The sequence below is a fragment of the Streptomyces sp. NPDC101181 genome (genome assembly GCF_044767975.1).
GTDB lineage: Bacteria > Actinomycetota > Actinomycetes > Streptomycetales > Streptomycetaceae > Streptomyces.
On sequence record NZ_JBIWOX010000020.1, the window covers coordinates 114,405 to 132,086 of the forward strand.

Here is a 17,682-nt window from a genome sequence, read left to right on the forward strand (position 1 = left end):
CCCGGACGCGCCACGGCGCCCACTGAGTCCGGTCGGGGACAGGCGGGCGCCGCGTTCAGTTCCGTACGCCGTTGTACGGGACGTTTCTATGGGGCTCCCCCGGGCCGCGAGGCCCAGGGGGAACCCGGATGGTGCTCAGACCAGCAGGGACCGGTCCGTCGGGCGGATCGGGGCCGGCAGGGCGCTGGTCCCGGTCAGGAAGCGGTCCACTCCGCGGGCGGCGGAGCGGCCCTCGGCGATCGCCCAGACGATCAGCGACTGGCCGCGGCCCGCGTCACCGGCGACGTAGACGCCGTCGACGTTGGTCGCGTAGTGCTCGTCGCGGGCGACGTTGCCGCGCTGGTCGAGCTCCAGGCCGAACTGCTGGACCAGACCGTTGGACTGGTCGGTTCCGGTGAAGCCCATGGCGAGGGTGACGAGCTGCGCGGGGATGCGCCGCTCCGTGCCGGGCTTCTGCTCCAGCTTACCGTCCGTGAACTCGACCTCCACCAGGTGCAGGGCGGCCACATTGCCGTCCTCGTCGCCCTCGAAGTGGGTGGTGGAGACGGCGTAGACCCGCTCGCCGCCCTCCTCGTGCGCGGAGGTGACCTTGTAGAGCATCGGGAAGGTCGGCCAGGGCTGGCCCGGGTTCCGCTCCTCGCCCGGCTTCGGCATGATCTCCAGCTGGGTGACGGAGGCCGCGCCCTGGCGGTGTGCGGTGCCCACGCAGTCCGCGCCGGTGTCGCCGCCGCCGATGACGACGACGTGCTTGCCCGCGGCGGTGATCGGAGGGACGGTGAGGTCGCCCTCCTGCACCTTGTTGGCGAGCGGCAGGTACTCCATCGCGAAGTGGATGCCGCCCAGCTCCCGGCCGGGGACCGGCAGGTCGCGGGAGACGGTGGCACCGGCCGCGACGACGACCGCGTCGTAGCGGCGGCGGAGCTTGGCGGCGTCGATGTCCTGGCCGATCTCCACCCCCGTACGGAACTTGGTGCCCTCCAGGCGCATCTGCTCGATGCGGCGGTTGATGTGCGACTTCTCCATCTTGAACTCGGGGATGCCGTAGCGCAGCAGGCCCCCGATGCGGTCGGCGCGCTCGTAGACGACGACGGTGTGTCCGGCCCGGGTCAGCTGCTGGGCGGCGGCGAGTCCGGCCGGGCCCGAGCCGATGACGGCGACGGTCTTGCCGGAGAGGCGCTCGGGCGGCTGCGGGGTGACGTCGCCGCTCTCCCACGCCTTGTCGATGATGGAGACCTCGACGTTCTTGATGGTGACGGCGGGCTGGTTGATGCCGAGCACGCACGCCGACTCGCAGGGCGCCGGGCACAGCCGCCCGGTGAACTCCGGGAAGTTGTTCGTGGCGTGCAGCCGCTCGGAGGCGGCGGTCCAGTCCTCGCGGTAGGCGTAGTCGTTCCACTCGGGGATGAGGTTTCCGAGCGGACAGCCGTTGTGGCAGAACGGGATGCCGCAGTCCATGCAGCGGCCGGCCTGCTTGCTGATGATCGGGAGCAGCGAGCCCGGAACGTAGACCTCGTTCCAGTCCTTGACGCGCTCGGCCACGGGGCGGGTCTGGGCGACCTCGCGTCCGGTGGTCAGGAAGCCCTTGGGGTCAGCCATGGGTTGCCGCCTCCATCATCTTCTCGGTGGTCTCCTGCTCGGAGAGACCGGCGAGCTCAGCGGCGTCCTTGGCGGCGAGCACGGCCTTGTACGTGGTCGGGATGATCTTGCTGAAGCGGGTCACGGCGGTGTCCCACTCGGCGAGGAGCTTCTCGGCGACGGTGGAGCCGGTCTCCTCGTGGTGGCGGCGCACCACGTCGTGCAGCCACTGCCGGTCGGTGTCGTCCGGCTCCTCGACCGCGCCGAGGTTGCCGACGTTGACGTTGTCGCGGTCCAGGTCGATGACGTAGGCGACGCCGCCCGACATCCCGGCGGCGAAGTTGCGTCCGGTCTCGCCGAGGACGACGGCCTGGCCGCCGGTCATGTACTCGCAGCCGTGGTCGCCGACGCCCTCGGAGACGACGAGCGCCCCGGAGTTGCGGACGCAGAACCGTTCGCCGGTGCGGCCGCGGAGGAAGATCTCCCCGCCGGTCGCGCCGTAGCCGATGGTGTTGCCCGCGATGGTGGAGTACTCGGCGAGGTGGTCGGCGCCCCGGTCCGGGCGGACGACGACGCGGCCGCCGGAGAGGCCCTTGCCGACGTAGTCGTTGGCATCGCCCTCCAGGCGCAGGGTGATGCCGCGCGGGACGAACGCGCCGAAGGACTGGCCGGCCGAGCCGGTGAAGGTGATGTCGATGGTGTTCTCGGGCAGGCCCGGACCGCCGAACTTCTTGGTCACCTCGTGGCCGAGCATGGTGCCGACGGTGCGGTTGATGTTGCGGATCGCGACCTGGGCGCGGACCGGCTGGGCGGCCTCGGCGCTGTCCGCGCCGAGCGCGTCGGCGGCCAGCTTGATCAGCTGGTTGTCGAGCGCCTTGGTCAGGCCGTGGTCCTGGTCGATGATCCGGTGCCGGAAAGCGCCCTCGGGCAGTTCGGGCACGTGGAAGAGCGGGGCCAGGTCCAGGCCCTGGGCCTTCCAGTGGGTGACGGCCCGGTCGGTGTCGAGGAGTTCGGCGTGGCCGACGGCCTCCTCGATGGAGCGGAAGCCCAGCTCGGCGAGGATTTCGCGGACCTCTTCGGCGATGAACTCGAAGAAGTTGACGACGTACTCGGCCTTGCCGGAGAACCGGTCGCGCAGCACCGGGTTCTGGGTGGCGATGCCGACGGGACAGGTGTCCAGGTGGCAGACGCGCATCATGACGCAGCCGGAGACGACGAGCGGCGCGGTCGCGAAACCGAACTCCTCGGCGCCGAGGAGGGCGGCGATGACGACGTCGCGGCCGGTCTTGAGCTGGCCGTCGGTCTGGACGACGATGCGGTCGCGCAACCCGTTGAGCAGCAGCGTCTGCTGGGTCTCGGCGAGGCCCAGCTCCCAGGGGCCGCCCGCGTGCTTGAGCGAGGTGAGCGGGGAGGCGCCCGTTCCGCCGTCGTGGCCGGAGATGAGGACGACGTCCGCGTGCGCCTTGGAGACCCCGGCGGCGACCGTGCCGACGCCGACCTCGGAGACCAGCTTCACGTGGATGCGGGCCCGCGGGTTGGCGTTCTTCAGGTCGTGGATGAGCTGGGCGAGGTCTTCGATGGAGTAGATGTCGTGATGCGGCGGCGGCGAGATGAGGCCGACGCCGGGCGTCGAGTGACGGGTGCTGGCGACCCACGGGTAGACCTTGTGGCCGGGCAGCTGACCGCCCTCGCCGGGCTTGGCGCCCTGGGCCATCTTGATCTGGATGTCGTCCGCGTTGACCAGGTATTCGCTGGTCACCCCGAAGCGGCCGGAGGCGACCTGCTTGATGGAGGAGCGGCGTGCCGGGTCGTAGAGGCGCTCGGAGTCCTCGCCGCCCTCGCCGGTGTTGGACTTGCCGCCGAGCTGGTTCATCGCGATGGCGAGCGTCTCGTGCGCCTCGCGGGAGATGGAGCCGTAGGACATGGCGCCGGTGGAGAACCGCTTGACGATCTCGGAGGCGGGCTCGACCTCCTCGACGGGGATGGCGGCCCGGTCCGAGGTGAAGCCGAACAGCCCGCGGAGCGTCATCAGCCGCTCGGACTGCTCGTTCACCCGGTCCGTGTACTGCTTGAAGATGTCGTAGCGCCGGTTGCGGGTGGCGTGCTGGAGGCGGAAGACCGTCTCCGGGTCGAAGAGGTGCGGTTCGCCCTCGCGGCGCCACTGGTACTCGCCGCCGATCTCCAGCGCGCGGTGGGAGGCGGCGATGCCGGAGGCGGGATAGGCCTTGGTGTGCCGGGCGGCGACCTCCTGGGCGACGACGTCCAGGCCCGCGCCGCCGATCTTGCTGGCGGTGCCGTTGAAGTACGTGGCGACGAAGGCCTCGTCGAGCCCGACGGCCTCGAAGACCTGGGCGCCGCGGTAGGAGGCGACGGTGGAGATGCCCATCTTGGACATGACCTTGAGGACGCCCTTGCCCAGGGCGTAGATCAGGCTACGGATGGCCTGCTCGGGCTCGATGTTCTCGATGAAGGTGCCCGCGCGGACCAGGTCCTCGACGGACTCCATGGCGAGGTATGGGTTGACCGCGGCGGCGCCGTAGCCGATGAGCAGGGCCACGTGGTGGACCTCGCGGACGTCCCCGGCCTCGACCAGCAGACCCACCTGGGTGCGCTGCTTGGTGCGGATGAGGTGGTGGTGGACGGCGGAGGTGAGCAGCAGCGAGGGGATCGGCGCGTGCTCGGCGTCGGAGTGGCGGTCGGAGAGGACGACGAGGCGGGTGCCGTCCTCGATGGCGGTGTCGACCTCGGCGCAGATCTCCTCGATCCGCGCGGCGAGCGCGTCGCCGCCGCCCCCGACGCGGTAGAGACCGGCGAGGGTGGCGGCCTTCATGCCCGGCATGTCGCCGTCGGCGTTGATGTGTATCAGCTTGGCGAGCTCGTCGTTGTCGATCACCGGGAAGGGCAGCGTGACGCTGCGGGCCGCGGCGGCGGTCGGCTCCAGGATGTTGCCCTGGGGGCCGAGCGAGGAGCGCAGCGAGGTGACCAGCTCCTCGCGGATGGCGTCCAGCGGCGGGTTGGTGACCTGGGCGAAGAGCTGGGTGAAGTAGTCGAAGAGGAGCCGGGGGCGCTCGGAGAGCGCGGCGATCGGCGAGTCGGTGCCCATGGAGCCGAGGGGTTCGCCGGCGGTGCGGGCCATCGGCGCGAGGATGACGCGCAGCTCTTCCTCGGTGTAGCCGAAGGTCTGCTGGCGGCGGGTGACCGAGGCGTGGGTGTGGACGATGTGCTCGCGCTCGGGCAGGTCGCTCAGCTCGATCTCGCCGGTCTCCAGCCACTCCTGGTAGGGCTGCTCGGCGGCGAGGGACGCCTTGATCTCGTCGTCCTCGATGATGCGGTGCTCGGCGGTGTCCACGAGGAACATCCGGCCGGGCTGGAGGCGGCCCTTGCGGACGACCTTGGCCGGGTCGATGTCCAGGACGCCGACCTCGGAGGAGAGGACGACGAGGCCCTCGTCGGTGACCCAGTAGCGGCCGGGGCGCAGCCCGTTGCGGTCGAGGACCGCGCCGACCTGGACGCCGTCGGTGAAGGTGACGCAGGCCGGGCCGTCCCAGGGCTCCATCATCGCGGAGTGGTACTGGTAGAAGGCGCGCCGGGCCGGGTCCATGGAGTCGTGGTTCTCCCACGCCTCGGGGACCATCATCAGCACCGCGTGCGGCAGCGAGCGGCCGCCGAGGTGGAGCAGCTCCAGGACCTCGTCGAAGGAGGCCGAGTCGGAGGCGTCGGGGGTGCAGACGGGGAAGATCCGGTCGAGCTGGGCCTGGCCGCTGTGCTGGTCGCCGGTGGAGCCGAACAGGTCGGAGGCGAGCTGGGACTCGCGGGCGCGCATCCAGTTGCGGTTGCCCTTGACCGTGTTGATCTCGCCGTTGTGCGCGACGAAGCGGTAGGGGTGGGCCAGCGGCCAGCTCGGGAAGGTGTTGGTGGAGAAGCGGGAGTGGACGAGCGCGACCGCGGAGGCGAAGCGGCGGTCGGAGAGGTCCGGGAAGAACGGCTCCAGCTGCCCGGTGGTGAGCATGCCCTTGTAGACGAGGGTGCGGGCGGAGAGCGAGGGGAAGTACACCCCGGCCTCGCGCTCGGCGCGCTTGCGCAGGACGAACGCCTTGCGGTCCAGGGCGATGCCGGTGGACTCGCCGTCGGCGACGAAGACCTGGCGGAACTCGGGCATGGTGGCGCGGGCGCCGTTGCCGAGAAGTCCGGGGGTGACCGGGACGTCGCGCCAGCCGAGGACGCTCAGGCCCTCCTGGGCGGCGATCTCCTCGATCGTGCGGACGGCCTCGGTGGCGTCGTCGGCGGGGAGGAAGGCGATACCGACGGCGTAGGCGCCGGCCTCGGGGAGCTCGAAGGGGGTCTCGGCGCGCAGGAAGGCGTCGGGGACCTGGCAGAGGATGCCGGCGCCGTCGCCGGAGTCGGGCTCGGAGCCGGTGGCGCCCCGGTGTTCGAGGTTGCGCAGTACGGTCAGCGCCTGCTCGACCAGCTCATGGCTGGCCACACCGGTCAGAGTGGCCACGAACCCGACGCCGCAGGCGTCGTGCTCGTTACGGGGGTCGTACATCCCCTGCTGGGCGGGGCGACCGTCCATGGGCGACCAGGCGTCGATACGCATCGGCTCTCCCGTCGTCGTCGTGGCATGTGCGTTGCCGAGGGACGACGTTGGCCCTCTGCGAAATTTCGTGCAGGTTACATGATGGGGCGCTTCTCAAGAAGCGGAAGGCTCATTCCAACATACGGACACGGTGGTGACCGGATGTAACGGGATGACCGGATGGCCGGAGGTGGGGTCGCTGCCGGAGGGATGAGCACCCGGGGAGCCGCAGAGAGCAGGCGTCGTTGCCTGCGGTGCCTACGGCTATTGCCCGGTGGTGCGGTGAACGAAACCACCGGGTAACGGCTGCTTATGTGCGGCTCTGCATAGCGTCTCATTCTAGGGGGTGTCTCGCCGATCAGGCCGGACGAGGGAGCGGGGTCCGGCCTGATCGGCAAGACACCCCCGAGGCTTCCGGGGTCCGGCGCGCCCAGTGGCGTGCCCCATGACCTCGCTCACGCGCGCTACGGTCGTGTTGCGCCGTCCGGGCGGCTCGGTTACGCCGTTCCCGGGCCTGCCCCGGACTCACCCGGCCGCCACGCCGAACAGGGAGCCCAGCCCGTACGTCATCGCGGCCGCCGCACCGCCGAGAGCGAGCTGGCGCAGTCCGCTGAACCACCAGCTGCGGGCCGTCACCCGGGCCACGACCGCCCCGCAGGCGAACAGGCCGAGCAGCGCGAGGAGCACGGGGGGCCACAGGGCGCTCGCGCCGAGGAGGTAGGGCAGCACGGGCAGCAGGGCGCCGAGCGCGAAGGCACCGAACGAGGAGACGGCGGCCACCAGCGGTGAGGGCAGGTCGCCCGGGTCGATGCCCAGCTCCTCGCGGGCGTGGATCTCCAGGGCCTGGTCCGGGTCGCGGGACAGCTGCCGGGCGACCTCGCGGGCGAGCGGGGCGTCGACCCCCCGGGACTCGTAGAGCGCGGCCAGCTCCGCCAGCTCGTCCGCGGGGTGCCTGCGCAGCTCCCGGCGCTCGACATCCAGCTCGGCCTCGACCAGCTCGCGCTGCGAGGCGACGGAGGTGTACTCACCGGCCGCCATGGAGAACGCACCGGCGGCCAGGCCGGCGAGCCCGGTGATCACGATGGTCTGCTGGGACACCGCGCCGCCCGCGACCCCGGTCATCAGGGCGAGGTTGGAGACCAGGCCGTCCATCGCGCCGAAGACGGCGGGGCGCAGCCAGCCTCCGTTCACGTCCCGGTGGGTGTGGTTGTCCCGGTGCGCCTCGTGCGGAACGACGTCGGTCGCGATGACGGCCACGGCTCACCTCTTTCGAAGTAGTTCAAGTTTGGACAACGTCCAAGGTACTCCGGCCGGGCGACCGCCGCCAGCAAGCCAGGCCTGCCTCACCACCGCTGTGACCTGCGAAGAAAGGGCAGCCTCGGCTTCTCCGGGCAACCATCCGAACGGCCCCTTTCCGCCGCTGTCCGGCCGCTGCCGCTCCTCCGCGTGGCACAGATACCGGACAGAACCCGGAAACGGACGCGGGCTCGGCCCGGAACGCGGGTTCGGCCCCGCCGGACGAACGGAGGGCTAGGCGATGGAGAGGGCCGTCGGCAGGGAACGGGCCGAAGGGGCGATGCTGGGACTGGCGGTGGGGGACGCGCTGGGCGCCCCGGCGGAGAATCTGCGCCCCTCGGAGATCCGCCGCCGCTGGGGCCGGATCGAGGGCTTCGTGAGCGAGGACCCGGCGGGGACCGACGACACGGAGTACGCGATCTTCTCCGGGCTGCTGCTGGCCCGGCACGGCTCCGCGCTCGGCGTGGACCACGTGGAACGGGCCTGGCACCACTGGATCGCCGACCTGGACGAGGGCCCCTTCCGGGGCGCCGGGTTCAGCGAACGCGGCACCCTGGAGAACCTGCGCCGGGGGCTGGCCGCACCGATCTCCGCCCAGCACCGGCACGCCTGGAGCGACGGCCTCGCGATGCGGGCCGCCCCCTTCGGGGTGTTCGCGGCGGGCCGCCCGGCCGAGGCGGCCCGGCTGGTGGCGGTGGACGGCCGGGTCAGCCACGAGGGCGAGGGGATCTACGGCGGGCAGGCGGTGGCGGCCGGGGTGGCCGCGGCCATGGTCGGCGCGGGCCTCGCCTCGGTGATCGCGGCCGCGCTGTCGGTGGTCCCGATGGACTCCTGGACGGCCCGCTCGCTGCGCCGGGCGGTGGCGGCGGCCCAGCGACCCTACCCCGACCGGCTCACCATGGAGCGGGCGGTGCGCTCGGCGGTGGTGATCGCCGGATACCCGTGGACGGACCTCGCGCCGGAGGCGGTGGGCCTGGCGTTCGGGGCGTTCACCGCGGCGCGCGGGGACTTCCGGACCGCGGTGCTGACGGCCGTCAACATGGGCCGGGACGCGGACACGACGGCGGCGGTGGCGGGGGCGCTGGCCGGGGCGCTGAACGGGCGGAGCGCGATCCCGCCGGACTGGGCGGCCGCGATCGGCCCGGTCCGGGGCAGCTGCCTGCCCTCGATGCGCGGCTACCACGTGCTGGACGTCGCCGAGCTGCTGACCTGCGAGGACCAGGAGGCGGCGGGGGCCGTGGAGCGCGGTGGCGGCCGCGAGCCCTCGGCCGTACGGGACCTGGCGTCGGTGTCGGCCGCGGTGGAGCCCGTACGGGAGGAGGGGCGATGATCACACCGCGCGAGCGGGCCGCCGGAGCGATCACGGGCCCGGAGGCGGTCGCGGCGGGAGCGCCCGCGGAGGTGCGCCCATCCGGCCCCGCCGACGCCTCCCGGCGCGCCCGGATCGAGGGGCTGCTGCTCGGGCTGGCCGCCGGGGACGCCGCCGGATGGCCCGCCGCGCGGCACCGGGCGGCCCGGATGCCGGAGTGGACGCGGCGGCTCACCCGGGAGCTGGACACCTTCGCCGAGCAGAACGCGACGACCACGCTGCCGGTGCCCATCGCCCTCAACCAGCCGCCCGAGCCGCTGCGGCTGGGGCCGTCCGACGACGCCGAGTGGGCCGCGTTCGCCGCCGGTACGGTGCTGGCGGCGGCCGCCGACGACGCGGCGGGCCTGACCCCCGGCCGCCGGACGCGGGACGCGGTGGACCGGGCCTGGAACGCGCTGGCCGCCACCGTCGCCGCCGCGAGCGCGCGGGCCCCCGAGGTGGAGGCGGCCGTCCTGCCGCTGCGGGCCCGGATCTCCGTACGGGCGGGGCTGGGGAACCTGGCCGCCGGGTTGCGGCCGCCCGCCACCGGGCACGACAACCCGCACTACTTCGACGACGCCGCCTGCGTCCGGGCGGCCGTGCTCGCGGTGGTCCACCCGGGGGACCCGCGGGAGGCGGCGGCGCTCGCGGAGTTCGACGCCCGCTACACCCAGGACGGCGACGGGGTGCACGGGGCGCGGGCGATGGCCGCCGCGATCGCCGTGGCCCTGACGGGGGCGCGGGCGGACGCGGTGGTGGACGCCGCCCTGGAGCAGCTGCCAGGCGGCACCGAGATCGCCCGCAACGCCACGCACGCGGTCCGCCTGGCCCGGGAGTTCGCGGGCGAGAGGGCCGGGGCGTTCGCCCTGGTCCCGGTCCTGGAGCACCAGATCGTGGACCACGTCTACAGCTACGGGATCGCGGCCGCCGAGACCGTACCCGTCGCGCTGGCCCTCACCGCCGCCGCCCGGGGCGACATCGCCCAGGCGCTCCCGGCCGCCGCCTGCCTCTCCCGGGTCGCGGACTCCGCGCCCGCCCTGGCCGGGGCGCTGACCGGGGCGATCGGCTCGGTCAGCGCCGTGCCGGCGGGCTGGCGCGAGGCGTGCCGGACGCTCGCGGGCTGTGCGCTGCCCCGGCTCGCGGGCACGGACCTGATCGAACTCGCCGGGCTGCTGGCAGCCACGGAACCGGCCGTCCCGGGTGGACAATTCCGGCATGACGCCCACAACGGCCACGGTGCCCGCCGCTTCGACCCCGCAGACCTCCCCCGCTCCGCCCGGACTCGATGACCGCTTCACCCGCGCCCTGGTCGGCGCCGCCGTGGGGGACGCCCTCGGCGGACCGGTCGAGGGCTGGACCCCCGAGCAGATCGCCGAGCGGCACGGCGGCCGGGTGACCGGGATCGTCGGCCCCTGGCACGGCGAGGACTGGCGCACCGCCCGCCCCATCGCCCCGTACCACAAGGGCGACGGGCACGTCACCGACGACACCCTGATGACCCACGCCCTGGTCCGGGTCTACGACCGGGTCCGCGACCACCTCGACGCGTACGCCGTCGCCGACCACCTCGTCCCCGACCTCCTGGAACCCCGCTGGATCCCGGAGCTGGAGGCCGAGGCGCTGCCGCTCCAGCGGATCTTCCTGGCCGAGAAGTGGATCGTGGCCCGGCTGCACTACGGGCACGTCGACCCGCGCGAGGCCGGTGCGGGCAACATCGTCAACTGCGGGGCGGCGATGTACATGGCCCCGGTCGGCCTGGTCAACGCGGGCCACCCCGAGGCCGCGTACGCCGAGGCGCTGGAGGTCGCGGCCCCGCACCAGTCCTCGTACGGGCGGGAGGCCGCCGGGGTCTTCGCGGCCGCCGTCGCCGCCGCGTGCCGCCCGGACGCCACCCCGGACGCGGTGGTCGACGCGGCCCTCGCGCTCGCCAAGGACGGCACCCGGTCCGCGATCGAGGCGGTCTGCGAAGCCGCCTCCCGCCACGACGACACCGAGTCCGCGCTCGCCCCGCTGCGGGCGGCCGTCGAGCCCTTCGACACCGTCGGTCCCGACTACCGCTCCCCCGCGCTCGGCGCCCGCCGCCCCTCCCGGCTGCACGCCATCGAGGAACTGCCCGTCGCACTCGGGATGCTGCTGGCCGGCGGCGGCGACTACCGACGCACCGTGCTCGGCTCGGTCAACTACGGGCGGGACTGCGACTCCATCGCCACGATGAGCGGGGCGATCGCGGGCGCGCTCGGCTCGCAGATCCCGGCCGACTGGGCGGCCACCGTCGCGGAGGCGAGCCGCCTGGACCTGACGGCCCCGGCCCGGACCCTGGCGGGGGTCGCCCGGGAGGTGTTCGCCCGGGACCTGGAGCGCCGCCGGTCCCACGAGGAGGCGTTCACCGCGCTGGCCGGTGAACGGTGACCGCGGACGTCCGCCTCACCTGGGTGCAGCCCGAGGACCTCGTCGGGCACGAACTGCGGCAGGCGGCGCAGGACGGCCGGGACGCCCGGGAGATCGCGGAGCGCTGGTACGCGGCCGGGGGCTCCCCCGCCCCGGACCGCGCGGGCGCCTCCGTGTCGCCCGCCCCACCCGGGCTGCGCACCCTGGCCGGTGAGCTGCTGGACCGTCTCGCCGCGCTGGAATCGCCGTTGGCCGCCGACGAACCGACCGCTCTGGCGGACATCCGGGCCGCCTGCCCGCACTGGCCGGGGCCCCCGGAGGCCACCGCCGCCGTCGACCGGAACCGGCTGCACGCCGCCTGGCTGGGCCGGGCGGCGGGCTGCCTGCTCGGCAAACCGGTCGAGAAGCTGCCGCTGATGGGCATCCGCGCCCTGGCCCGCGCGGCCGGGAACTGGCCGCTCACCACCTGGTTCACCGCCCACGGCGTGCCCGCCCACCTGCTCGCCGCCCACCCCTGGAACCGCCGCTCGGCCCCCACCTCCCTCGCCGAGAACATCGACGGCATGCCGGAGGACGACGACCTCAACTACCCGCTGCTGACCCTGCTGTTGCTCCAGCGGCACGGGCGTTCCTTCACCACCGCCGACCTCGCCCGGCTCTGGCTCGACGAACTCCCGGCCGGGCGCACCTTCACCGCCGAACGCATCGCGTACGGCAATCTGCTCGCGGGAGTCGAGCCCCCGGAGACCGCCCGCCGCCGCAACCCGTTCCGGGAGTGGATCGGCGCGCAGATCCGGGCCGACGTGCACGGCTGGACCCACCCCGGCGACCCGGCGGGGGCCGCCGCCCAGGCGCACCGCGACGCGGTTCTCACCCATACCGGCAACGGGGTGTACGGCGCGATGTTCACGGCCGCCGCCCTGGCCGTCGCGGCCGGGGGCGAGAGCGACGCCCACGGCTGCCTGGCGGCCGGGCTGCGGGTGGTGCCGCCGCGCTCGCGCTACGCCCGCGCGGTGCGCCTCGGCATCGAGACCGCCCGCGCGGAGGAGGACTTCGACACCGTGGTGGACCGGCTGCACGCCACGTACGCCGCCACCCACCACTGGGTGCACGTGCTGCCCAACGCCGCGCTGCTCGCCGCCGCCCTCACCCACGCCGACGGCGACTACACCCGGTCGGTCGGGAACGCGGTCTCCGGCGGCTGGGACACCGACTCCAACGGGGCCACCGCCGGATCGCTCGCGGGCCTGCTGGCGGGCGCCCCGGCCGCCCTGCCCGAGCGGTGGACGGCCCCGCTGAAGAACCGCATCGCCACCTCCGTGACCGGCTTCGACCGGACCGGCTTCGACACGCTCGCCGCACTGACCCACCAGGAGGCTCTGCGCCCATGACCCGCATCGCGGTGCTCGGCAGCACCAACATGGACCTCGTCGCCTATGCCGCCCGCGCCCCCGAGCGCGGCGAGACCGTCACCGGGCGGGAGTTCCGGACGGTCCCCGGCGGCAAGGGCGCCAACCAGGCCGTCGCCGCCGCCCGCGCGGGCGGCGAGGTGATGATGATCGGCGCGGTCGGCGACGACGCGTACGGGACGCGGCTGCGTGAGGGCCTGGAGCACGCCGGGGTCGACACCGACCTCCTGCACACCGCCGAAGGCCCCAGCGGCACCGCGCACATCGTGGTCGACGATACCGGGGCCAACTCCATCGTGGTGATCCCCGGCGCCAACGGCGTCGTCACCGCGCTCGGCCCCGGGGAGATCGCGGCGGTCGCCGCCTGCGAACTGCTGCTGATGCAGCTCGAACTCCCCTTGTCCGCCGTCATCGAGGGCGCCCGTGCCGCCCGCTCCCAGGGCGTACGGACCATCCTCACCCCCTCCCCCGTCCAGCCGCTGCCCGACGAACTCCTCGACCACATCGACCTGCTGGTCCCCAACGAGCACGAGGCCGCCGAGCTGTCCGGGCAGGCGGAGCCGCACGCCGCCGCCCAGATCCTGCTGCGGCGGGTGCCCGAGGTGATCATCACGCTCGGTGCGAAGGGCTGCCTGTACGCGGCCCGGGGCGGCGAGCCGGTGCTCTTCGAAGCGCCCTCGGTGGCCGCCGTCGACACGACCGGGGCCGGGGACACCTTCGTCGGGGCGCTGGCGGTGGCGCTCGGCGAGGGGCGGCCGGTCGCCGCGGCGCTGGCCTTCGCGTCCGCGGCCGCCGCGCTCTGCGTCCAGAGACAGGGCGCCTCCACATCCATGCCCTACCGCAGCGAGATCGAGGCCGATGCCCCATGAGTACGACAGCAGCGGGACCCCTGACCGGGCTGAAGGTCATCGACCTCGCCACCCTTTTCGCCGGACCGCTCGCCGCCACCATGCTCGGGGACTTCGGCGCCGATGTGATCAAGGTCGAGCACCCCCGTAAGCCGGACCCCTCGCGCGGCCACGGGCCCGCCAAGGACGGCGTGGGCCTCTGGTGGAAGCTGCTCGGCCGCAACAAGCGCACCCTGACGCTCGACCTCTCCGCGCCCGGCGGCCGGGACGTGCTCCTGCGACTGGCCGCCGAGACCGACGTGATCGTCGAGAACTTCCGCCCGGGGACGCTGGAGCGCTGGGGCCTGGGCCCGCAGGAGCTGCACGCGGTCAACCCCCGGCTGGTGCTGGCCCGGGTCACCGGCTTCGGCCAGTTCGGACCGTACGCGCACCGCCCCGGCTTCGGGACGCTGGCCGAGGCGATGAGCGGGTTCGCCGCGATCACCGGGGAGCCGGACGGGCCGCCGACGCTGCCGCCGTTCGGGCTGGCGGACTCCATCGCGGCGCTGGCGACGGCGTACGCGGTGATGGCCGCGCTCGCCGGGCGGGACCGGACCGGCACGGGGCAGGTGGTGGACCTGGCGATCATCGAGCCGATCCTGACCGTGCTGGGCCCGCAGCCGCTCTGGTACGACCAGCTCGGCTACGTCCAGCCGCGCACCGGCAACCGCTCCCGCAACAACGCCCCGCGCAACACCTACCGCACCGCCGACGGCCACTGGGTCGCGGTCTCCACCTCCGCCCAGTCCGTGGCGGAGCGGGTGATGCGGCTGGTCGGCCGCCCGGACCTGATCGAGGAGCCCTGGTTCGCCGCGGGCACCACCCGGGCCGAGCACACCGAGGAGCTGGACGGAGCGGTCGGCCACTGGATCTCCCGCCACAGCCGGGAGGAGGTGCTGAGCGCCTTCGAGAAGGCGGAGGCGGCCGTCGCGCCGATCCACGACGTACGGGAGGTGATGGAGGACCCGCAGTACCGGGCGCTGGACACCGTCACCGAGGTCGACGACCCGGAGCTGGGGCCGCTGCGGATGCAGAACGTCCTCTTCCGGCTCTCCCGGACCCCGGGCGCCATCCGCTGGGCGGGCCGCCCGCACGGCGCGGACACCGACGAGATCCTCACCGGGCTCGGCCTCTCGGAGAGCCGGATCGCGGCGCTGCGCGACCAGGGGGCGCTGTGAGCCTCCCCACCGCCCTGGACAGCGCGCCGCGACCTCCGCTGACCTGGCTGTACGTCCCCGGGGACCGGCCGGAGAAGGTCGCCAAGGCGCTGGGCTGCGGGGCCGACGTGGTGATCGTCGACCTGGAGGACGCGGTCGCCCCGGACCGCAAGGAGTACGCCCGCGCCGCCACCGCCGACCTCCTCGCGGACCCGGTCACGACGGGCCCCGGCGCGGTCCCGGTGCATGTGCGGGTGCACGGCGAGGACGACGTCCGGGCGCTGGCGGGGCTGCCGGGGCTGTCCGGACTGCGGCTGCCCAAGATCACCCACGCGGTCTCGGTGCACCATGTGGCGGCGGTGGCGCCGGGCGTACCGCTGTATCCCCTGCTGGAGTCGGCGCTCGCGGTCGAGCACGCGTACTCCATCGCCACGGCCCACCACGACGTACGGGGCATCGCCCTGGGCGAGACGGACCTGCGGGCCGACCTCGGCGTACGGGAGGACCGCGGGCTGGACTGGCCGCGCAGCCGGGTCGTGGTGGCGGCCCGCGCCGCCGCGCTGCCGCCGCCCGCCCAGTCGGTGTTCCCGGACGTCCGGGACCTGGACGGGCTGTGGACCTCGTGCGTACGGGGGCGGGGGCTCGGGCTGCTGGGGCGGGCGGCGATCCATCCGCGTCAGCTGGAGGTGATCGAGCGGGCGTTCCGGCCGACGGCGCGGGAGATCGAGGCGGCCGAGCAGATCGTGGCGGCATCCCTCGTGGAGGAGGGGGCGCTGGCGCTGCCGGACGGGCGGTTCGTGGACGCGGCGGTGGTGGCCTCGGCGCGCCGCACACTGGCGATCGCCGGGCGGTCCTGAGGTTCTCCTCGGGTCCGCCCGGCGACCGGGGGTGGTGCCGGGTGCGCCGTACGGCGGCGCGGGCGGTCAGCTCTGGTCGGCCGCCTCGGGGGCGGAGTCCTTCTTCAGCGGGTCGCGTCCCGGGGAGCCCTGCTCGGGCGTGTCCGGGCCCTGCGCGTCGTCCGGCCGCTCCGGGCTCTCCTCCGCGTCGGCGCTCTTCGCGGTCTCCGCGTCCTTGTCCGGCTCCACGGTCTCCTCGCGGCCCGGACGGAGCTTCGCCGAGATGACGATGTAGGCGACGGCGAGGGCGAAGACGATGATCGCGGTCCACACGTTCAGCCGCAGGCCGAGGACGTGGTGGGCCTCGTCGACCCGCATGTACTCGATCCAGCCGCGCCCGGCGCAGTAGGCCGCGACGTACAGGGCGAACGCCCGTCCGTGGCCGAGCCTGAAGCGCCGGTCGGCCCAGACGACGAGCAGGGCGACGCCGATGCACCACAGCGACTCGTAGAGGAACGTCGGGTGGTAGGTGCCCGCGACCCGGTTCGGGCCCTCGCTGATCTCCAGCGCCCAGGGGAGGTCGGTCGGCTTGCCGTACAGCTCCTGGTTGAACCAGTTGCCCCAGCGGCCGATGGCCTGGGCGACGGCGATGCCCGGGGCGAGGGCGTCGGCCCAGGCGGGCAGCGGGATGCCCCGGCGGCGGCAGCCGATCCAGGCGCCGACCGCGCCGAAGGCGATCGCCCCCCAGATGCCGAGGCCGCCCTCCCAGATCTTGAAGGCGTCGACCCAGTTCTGACCGTCGCTGAAGTACAGCTGGTAGTCGGTGATCACGTGGTAGAGCCGACCGCCGACGAGGCCGAAGGGCACCGCCCAGACAGCGATGTCGGCGACGGTGCCGGCTTTGCCGCCACGGGCGATCCAGCGCTTGTTGCCGATCCAGACGGCGACGAAGACACCGACGATGATGCAGAGTGCGTAGCCGCGCAGCGGGACCGGGCCGAGCTCGAGCACACCGGTCGACGGGCTGGGAATGGAGGCAAGGTTCATGACGGGGTCGACGCTACCTTGCCGGGCGGCGGGTGCGGCAAGCCACCCGGCAACGTCTGGGTAACGAGGACGGCGTCACGGACCCGGAACCCGGCCCCGCCGGGGCGGGCCACCGGGCTCCGGGCCCGCCGTCATCCGCGCTCAGGAGGCCGGGGCGGACGGGGTGGCGGTGCCGGGCTTCTTGCCCTTGTTGGCCTCGGCGACCCACTTCTTCAGGTTCTCCGGGGAGATCTGCTCGCCGCCCTTGCTCGGAAAGACGGACTCCCCGTTGAGCAGCACGGTCGGCGTGCCCTGGAAACCGCCCTCGCGGAAGGCCGTGTCGGACTTCTTCACCCAGCTGTCGTGCTCACCGTCCTCCACACAGCTGCGGAACTCCGGCGTGTCGAGTCCCTTCACCTCACCGGCCAGCTCGATCAGACGGCTGTTCTTGCCGAAGGCGTCGTCGGGCTCGGGGGGCTGGTTGCGGAAGAGGACGTCGTGGTACGGCGCGAATTTGCCGACACCCTGGGCGCAGGCGGCGGCGTTGGCGGCGCGGAGCGATCCGCTGCCCCCGAGGTTGCCGTCGATGATCGTGACGAGGTGATACTCCACCTTGAGCCGGCCCTGGTCCGTCAGCTCCTTGACGGTGTCCCGGAAGGCGTTCTCGAACTGGGCGCAGACCGGGCAGCGGAAGTCCTCCCAGATGGTGAGGGTGCTCGGGGCGTCGGACGCGCCGACCGGCAGGGTCAGGGCGTCCTCGCCGCTCGCGCCCGACGGGGCGATGGCGGGGCCCGACGCGGTGTCGCCGCCGTCGTCCTTGCCCGCGTTGGCCGCGATCAGGCCGACCACGGCGGCCAGTGCCAGCACCCCGACCACCGCCGAGGCGACGATCAGCGTGCGGCGGCGCTTCTCGCGCCCCTTGTCCCGCTCGCGCTGCTGGGCCAGGCGCTCACGCGCGCTTCGGTTTCCTTCAGGGATCTTGTCGCTCACACCCGGGGAACGAACCGGGGAGACGCCTGCGCGCCTCCCCGGACCACAATCCACCCCTTCAGGTGACCCCTGGCGTCAGCGCTTTCGAACGCCTTCGGCCAGCTCGGTGGCGAGGGTGTGGAGGGTGTGGAGTGCGGTGGGCTGGTCGGGGGCGTCGAGGATGGCCTTGACGAACGCGGAGCCGACGATGACGC

The 17,682-nt window shown here is 73.6% G+C and carries 12 protein-coding genes and 1 pseudogene; 7 read left to right on the plus strand and 6 right to left on the minus strand.

Features of this window, described 5'->3' with window-relative positions:
- Positions 1–135: 135 nt before the first annotated feature.
- From ACIRRU_RS25630 to ACIRRU_RS25640, 3 genes are all read right to left on the minus strand, one after another.
- Positions 136–1,596 carry a glutamate synthase subunit beta gene (locus ACIRRU_RS25630; RefSeq protein WP_403684239.1) on the minus strand — a complete coding sequence of 487 codons (1,461 nt, stop codon included), beginning with the start codon at positions 1,594–1,596 and terminating at the stop codon, positions 136–138.
- The gene (gene gltB, locus ACIRRU_RS25635; protein ID WP_403684241.1) at positions 1,589–6,172 is read right to left on the minus strand and encodes a glutamate synthase large subunit; all 4,584 of its coding nucleotides are present in this window, start codon (positions 6,170–6,172) and stop codon (positions 1,589–1,591) included. The genes ACIRRU_RS25630 and gltB overlap by 8 nt, the downstream gene beginning before the upstream one ends.
- A 504-nt stretch (positions 6,173–6,676) precedes the next feature.
- Positions 6,677–7,408, minus strand: a complete 732-nt coding sequence (locus tag ACIRRU_RS25640) for a VIT1/CCC1 transporter family protein (RefSeq protein WP_403684243.1) — start codon at positions 7,406–7,408, stop codon at positions 6,677–6,679.
- A gap of 280 nt (positions 7,409–7,688) precedes the next feature.
- Here ACIRRU_RS25640 and ACIRRU_RS25645 point away from each other — a divergent pair, with 280 nt between their 5' ends.
- From ACIRRU_RS25645 to ACIRRU_RS25675, 7 genes are read left to right on the plus strand one after another with little or no spacing between them, the layout of a single operon-like run.
- Positions 7,689–8,777, plus strand: coding sequence for an ADP-ribosylglycohydrolase family protein (locus ACIRRU_RS25645; RefSeq protein WP_403684245.1), 1,089 nt, complete (start codon positions 7,689–7,691; stop codon positions 8,775–8,777).
- Positions 8,774–10,084, plus strand: coding sequence for an ADP-ribosylglycohydrolase family protein (locus ACIRRU_RS25650; RefSeq protein ID WP_403684247.1), 1,311 nt, complete (start codon positions 8,774–8,776; stop codon positions 10,082–10,084). The genes ACIRRU_RS25645 and ACIRRU_RS25650 overlap by 4 nt, the downstream gene beginning before the upstream one ends.
- Positions 10,011–11,204 carry an ADP-ribosylglycohydrolase family protein gene (locus ACIRRU_RS25655; protein ID WP_403684248.1) on the plus strand — a complete coding sequence of 398 codons (1,194 nt, stop codon included), beginning with the start codon at positions 10,011–10,013 and terminating at the stop codon, positions 11,202–11,204. The genes ACIRRU_RS25650 and ACIRRU_RS25655 overlap by 74 nt, the downstream gene beginning before the upstream one ends.
- Positions 11,201–12,574, plus strand: a complete 1,374-nt coding sequence (locus ACIRRU_RS25660) for an ADP-ribosylglycohydrolase family protein (RefSeq protein ID WP_403684250.1) — start codon at positions 11,201–11,203, stop codon at positions 12,572–12,574. Before ACIRRU_RS25655 ends, ACIRRU_RS25660 begins: the two co-directional genes overlap by 4 nt.
- Complete coding sequence (gene rbsK / locus ACIRRU_RS25665; RefSeq protein WP_403684251.1) at positions 12,571–13,461, plus strand: ribokinase; 891 nt, start codon at positions 12,571–12,573, stop codon at positions 13,459–13,461. Before ACIRRU_RS25660 ends, rbsK begins: the two co-directional genes overlap by 4 nt.
- A complete protein-coding gene (locus tag ACIRRU_RS25670) occupies positions 13,458–14,657 on the plus strand; it encodes a CaiB/BaiF CoA transferase family protein (protein WP_403684253.1) in 1,200 nt (399 codons plus the stop codon). Before rbsK ends, ACIRRU_RS25670 begins: the two co-directional genes overlap by 4 nt.
- Complete coding sequence (locus ACIRRU_RS25675) at positions 14,654–15,493, plus strand: HpcH/HpaI aldolase/citrate lyase family protein (RefSeq protein ID WP_403684254.1); 840 nt, start codon at positions 14,654–14,656, stop codon at positions 15,491–15,493. The genes ACIRRU_RS25670 and ACIRRU_RS25675 overlap by 4 nt, the downstream gene beginning before the upstream one ends.
- A gap of 66 nt (positions 15,494–15,559) precedes the next feature.
- Here ACIRRU_RS25675 and lgt read toward each other — a convergent pair whose 3' ends face one another.
- The 3 genes and pseudogenes from lgt to ACIRRU_RS25690 form a co-directional block, all read right to left on the minus strand.
- Positions 15,560–16,519 (minus strand): prolipoprotein diacylglyceryl transferase, encoded by a 960-nt coding sequence (lgt, locus tag ACIRRU_RS25680; protein WP_403684256.1) that lies wholly within the window; start codon positions 16,517–16,519, stop codon positions 15,560–15,562.
- 141 nt (positions 16,520–16,660) lie between these two features.
- A complete protein-coding gene (locus tag ACIRRU_RS25685) occupies positions 16,661–17,488 on the minus strand; it encodes a thioredoxin domain-containing protein (RefSeq protein WP_403684258.1) in 828 nt (275 codons plus the stop codon).
- Between the two features lie 75 nt (positions 17,489–17,563).
- Positions 17,564–17,682, minus strand: a pseudogene (locus tag ACIRRU_RS25690) (tryptophan synthase subunit alpha); the annotation flags it as partial.

Bases quoted from the DNA above. Each gene is read 5' to 3' on its own strand.
- ACIRRU_RS25630 (WP_403684239.1), bottom strand. From the start codon at position 1,596: ATGGCTGACCCCAAGGGCTTCCTGACCACCGGACGCGAGGTCGCCCAG.
- gltB (WP_403684241.1), bottom strand. From the start codon at position 6,172: ATGCGTATCGACGCCTGGTCGCCCATGGACGGTCGCCCCGCCCAGCAG.
- ACIRRU_RS25645 (WP_403684245.1), top strand. From the start codon at position 7,689: ATGGAGAGGGCCGTCGGCAGGGAACGGGCCGAAGGGGCGATGCTGGGA.
- ACIRRU_RS25650 (WP_403684247.1), top strand. From the start codon at position 8,774: ATGATCACACCGCGCGAGCGGGCCGCCGGAGCGATCACGGGCCCGGAG.
- ACIRRU_RS25655 (WP_403684248.1), top strand. From the start codon at position 10,011: ATGACGCCCACAACGGCCACGGTGCCCGCCGCTTCGACCCCGCAGACC.
- rbsK (WP_403684251.1), top strand. From the start codon at position 12,571: ATGACCCGCATCGCGGTGCTCGGCAGCACCAACATGGACCTCGTCGCC.
- ACIRRU_RS25670 (WP_403684253.1), top strand. From the start codon at position 13,458: ATGAGTACGACAGCAGCGGGACCCCTGACCGGGCTGAAGGTCATCGAC.
- lgt (WP_403684256.1), bottom strand. From the start codon at position 16,519: ATGAACCTTGCCTCCATTCCCAGCCCGTCGACCGGTGTGCTCGAGCTC.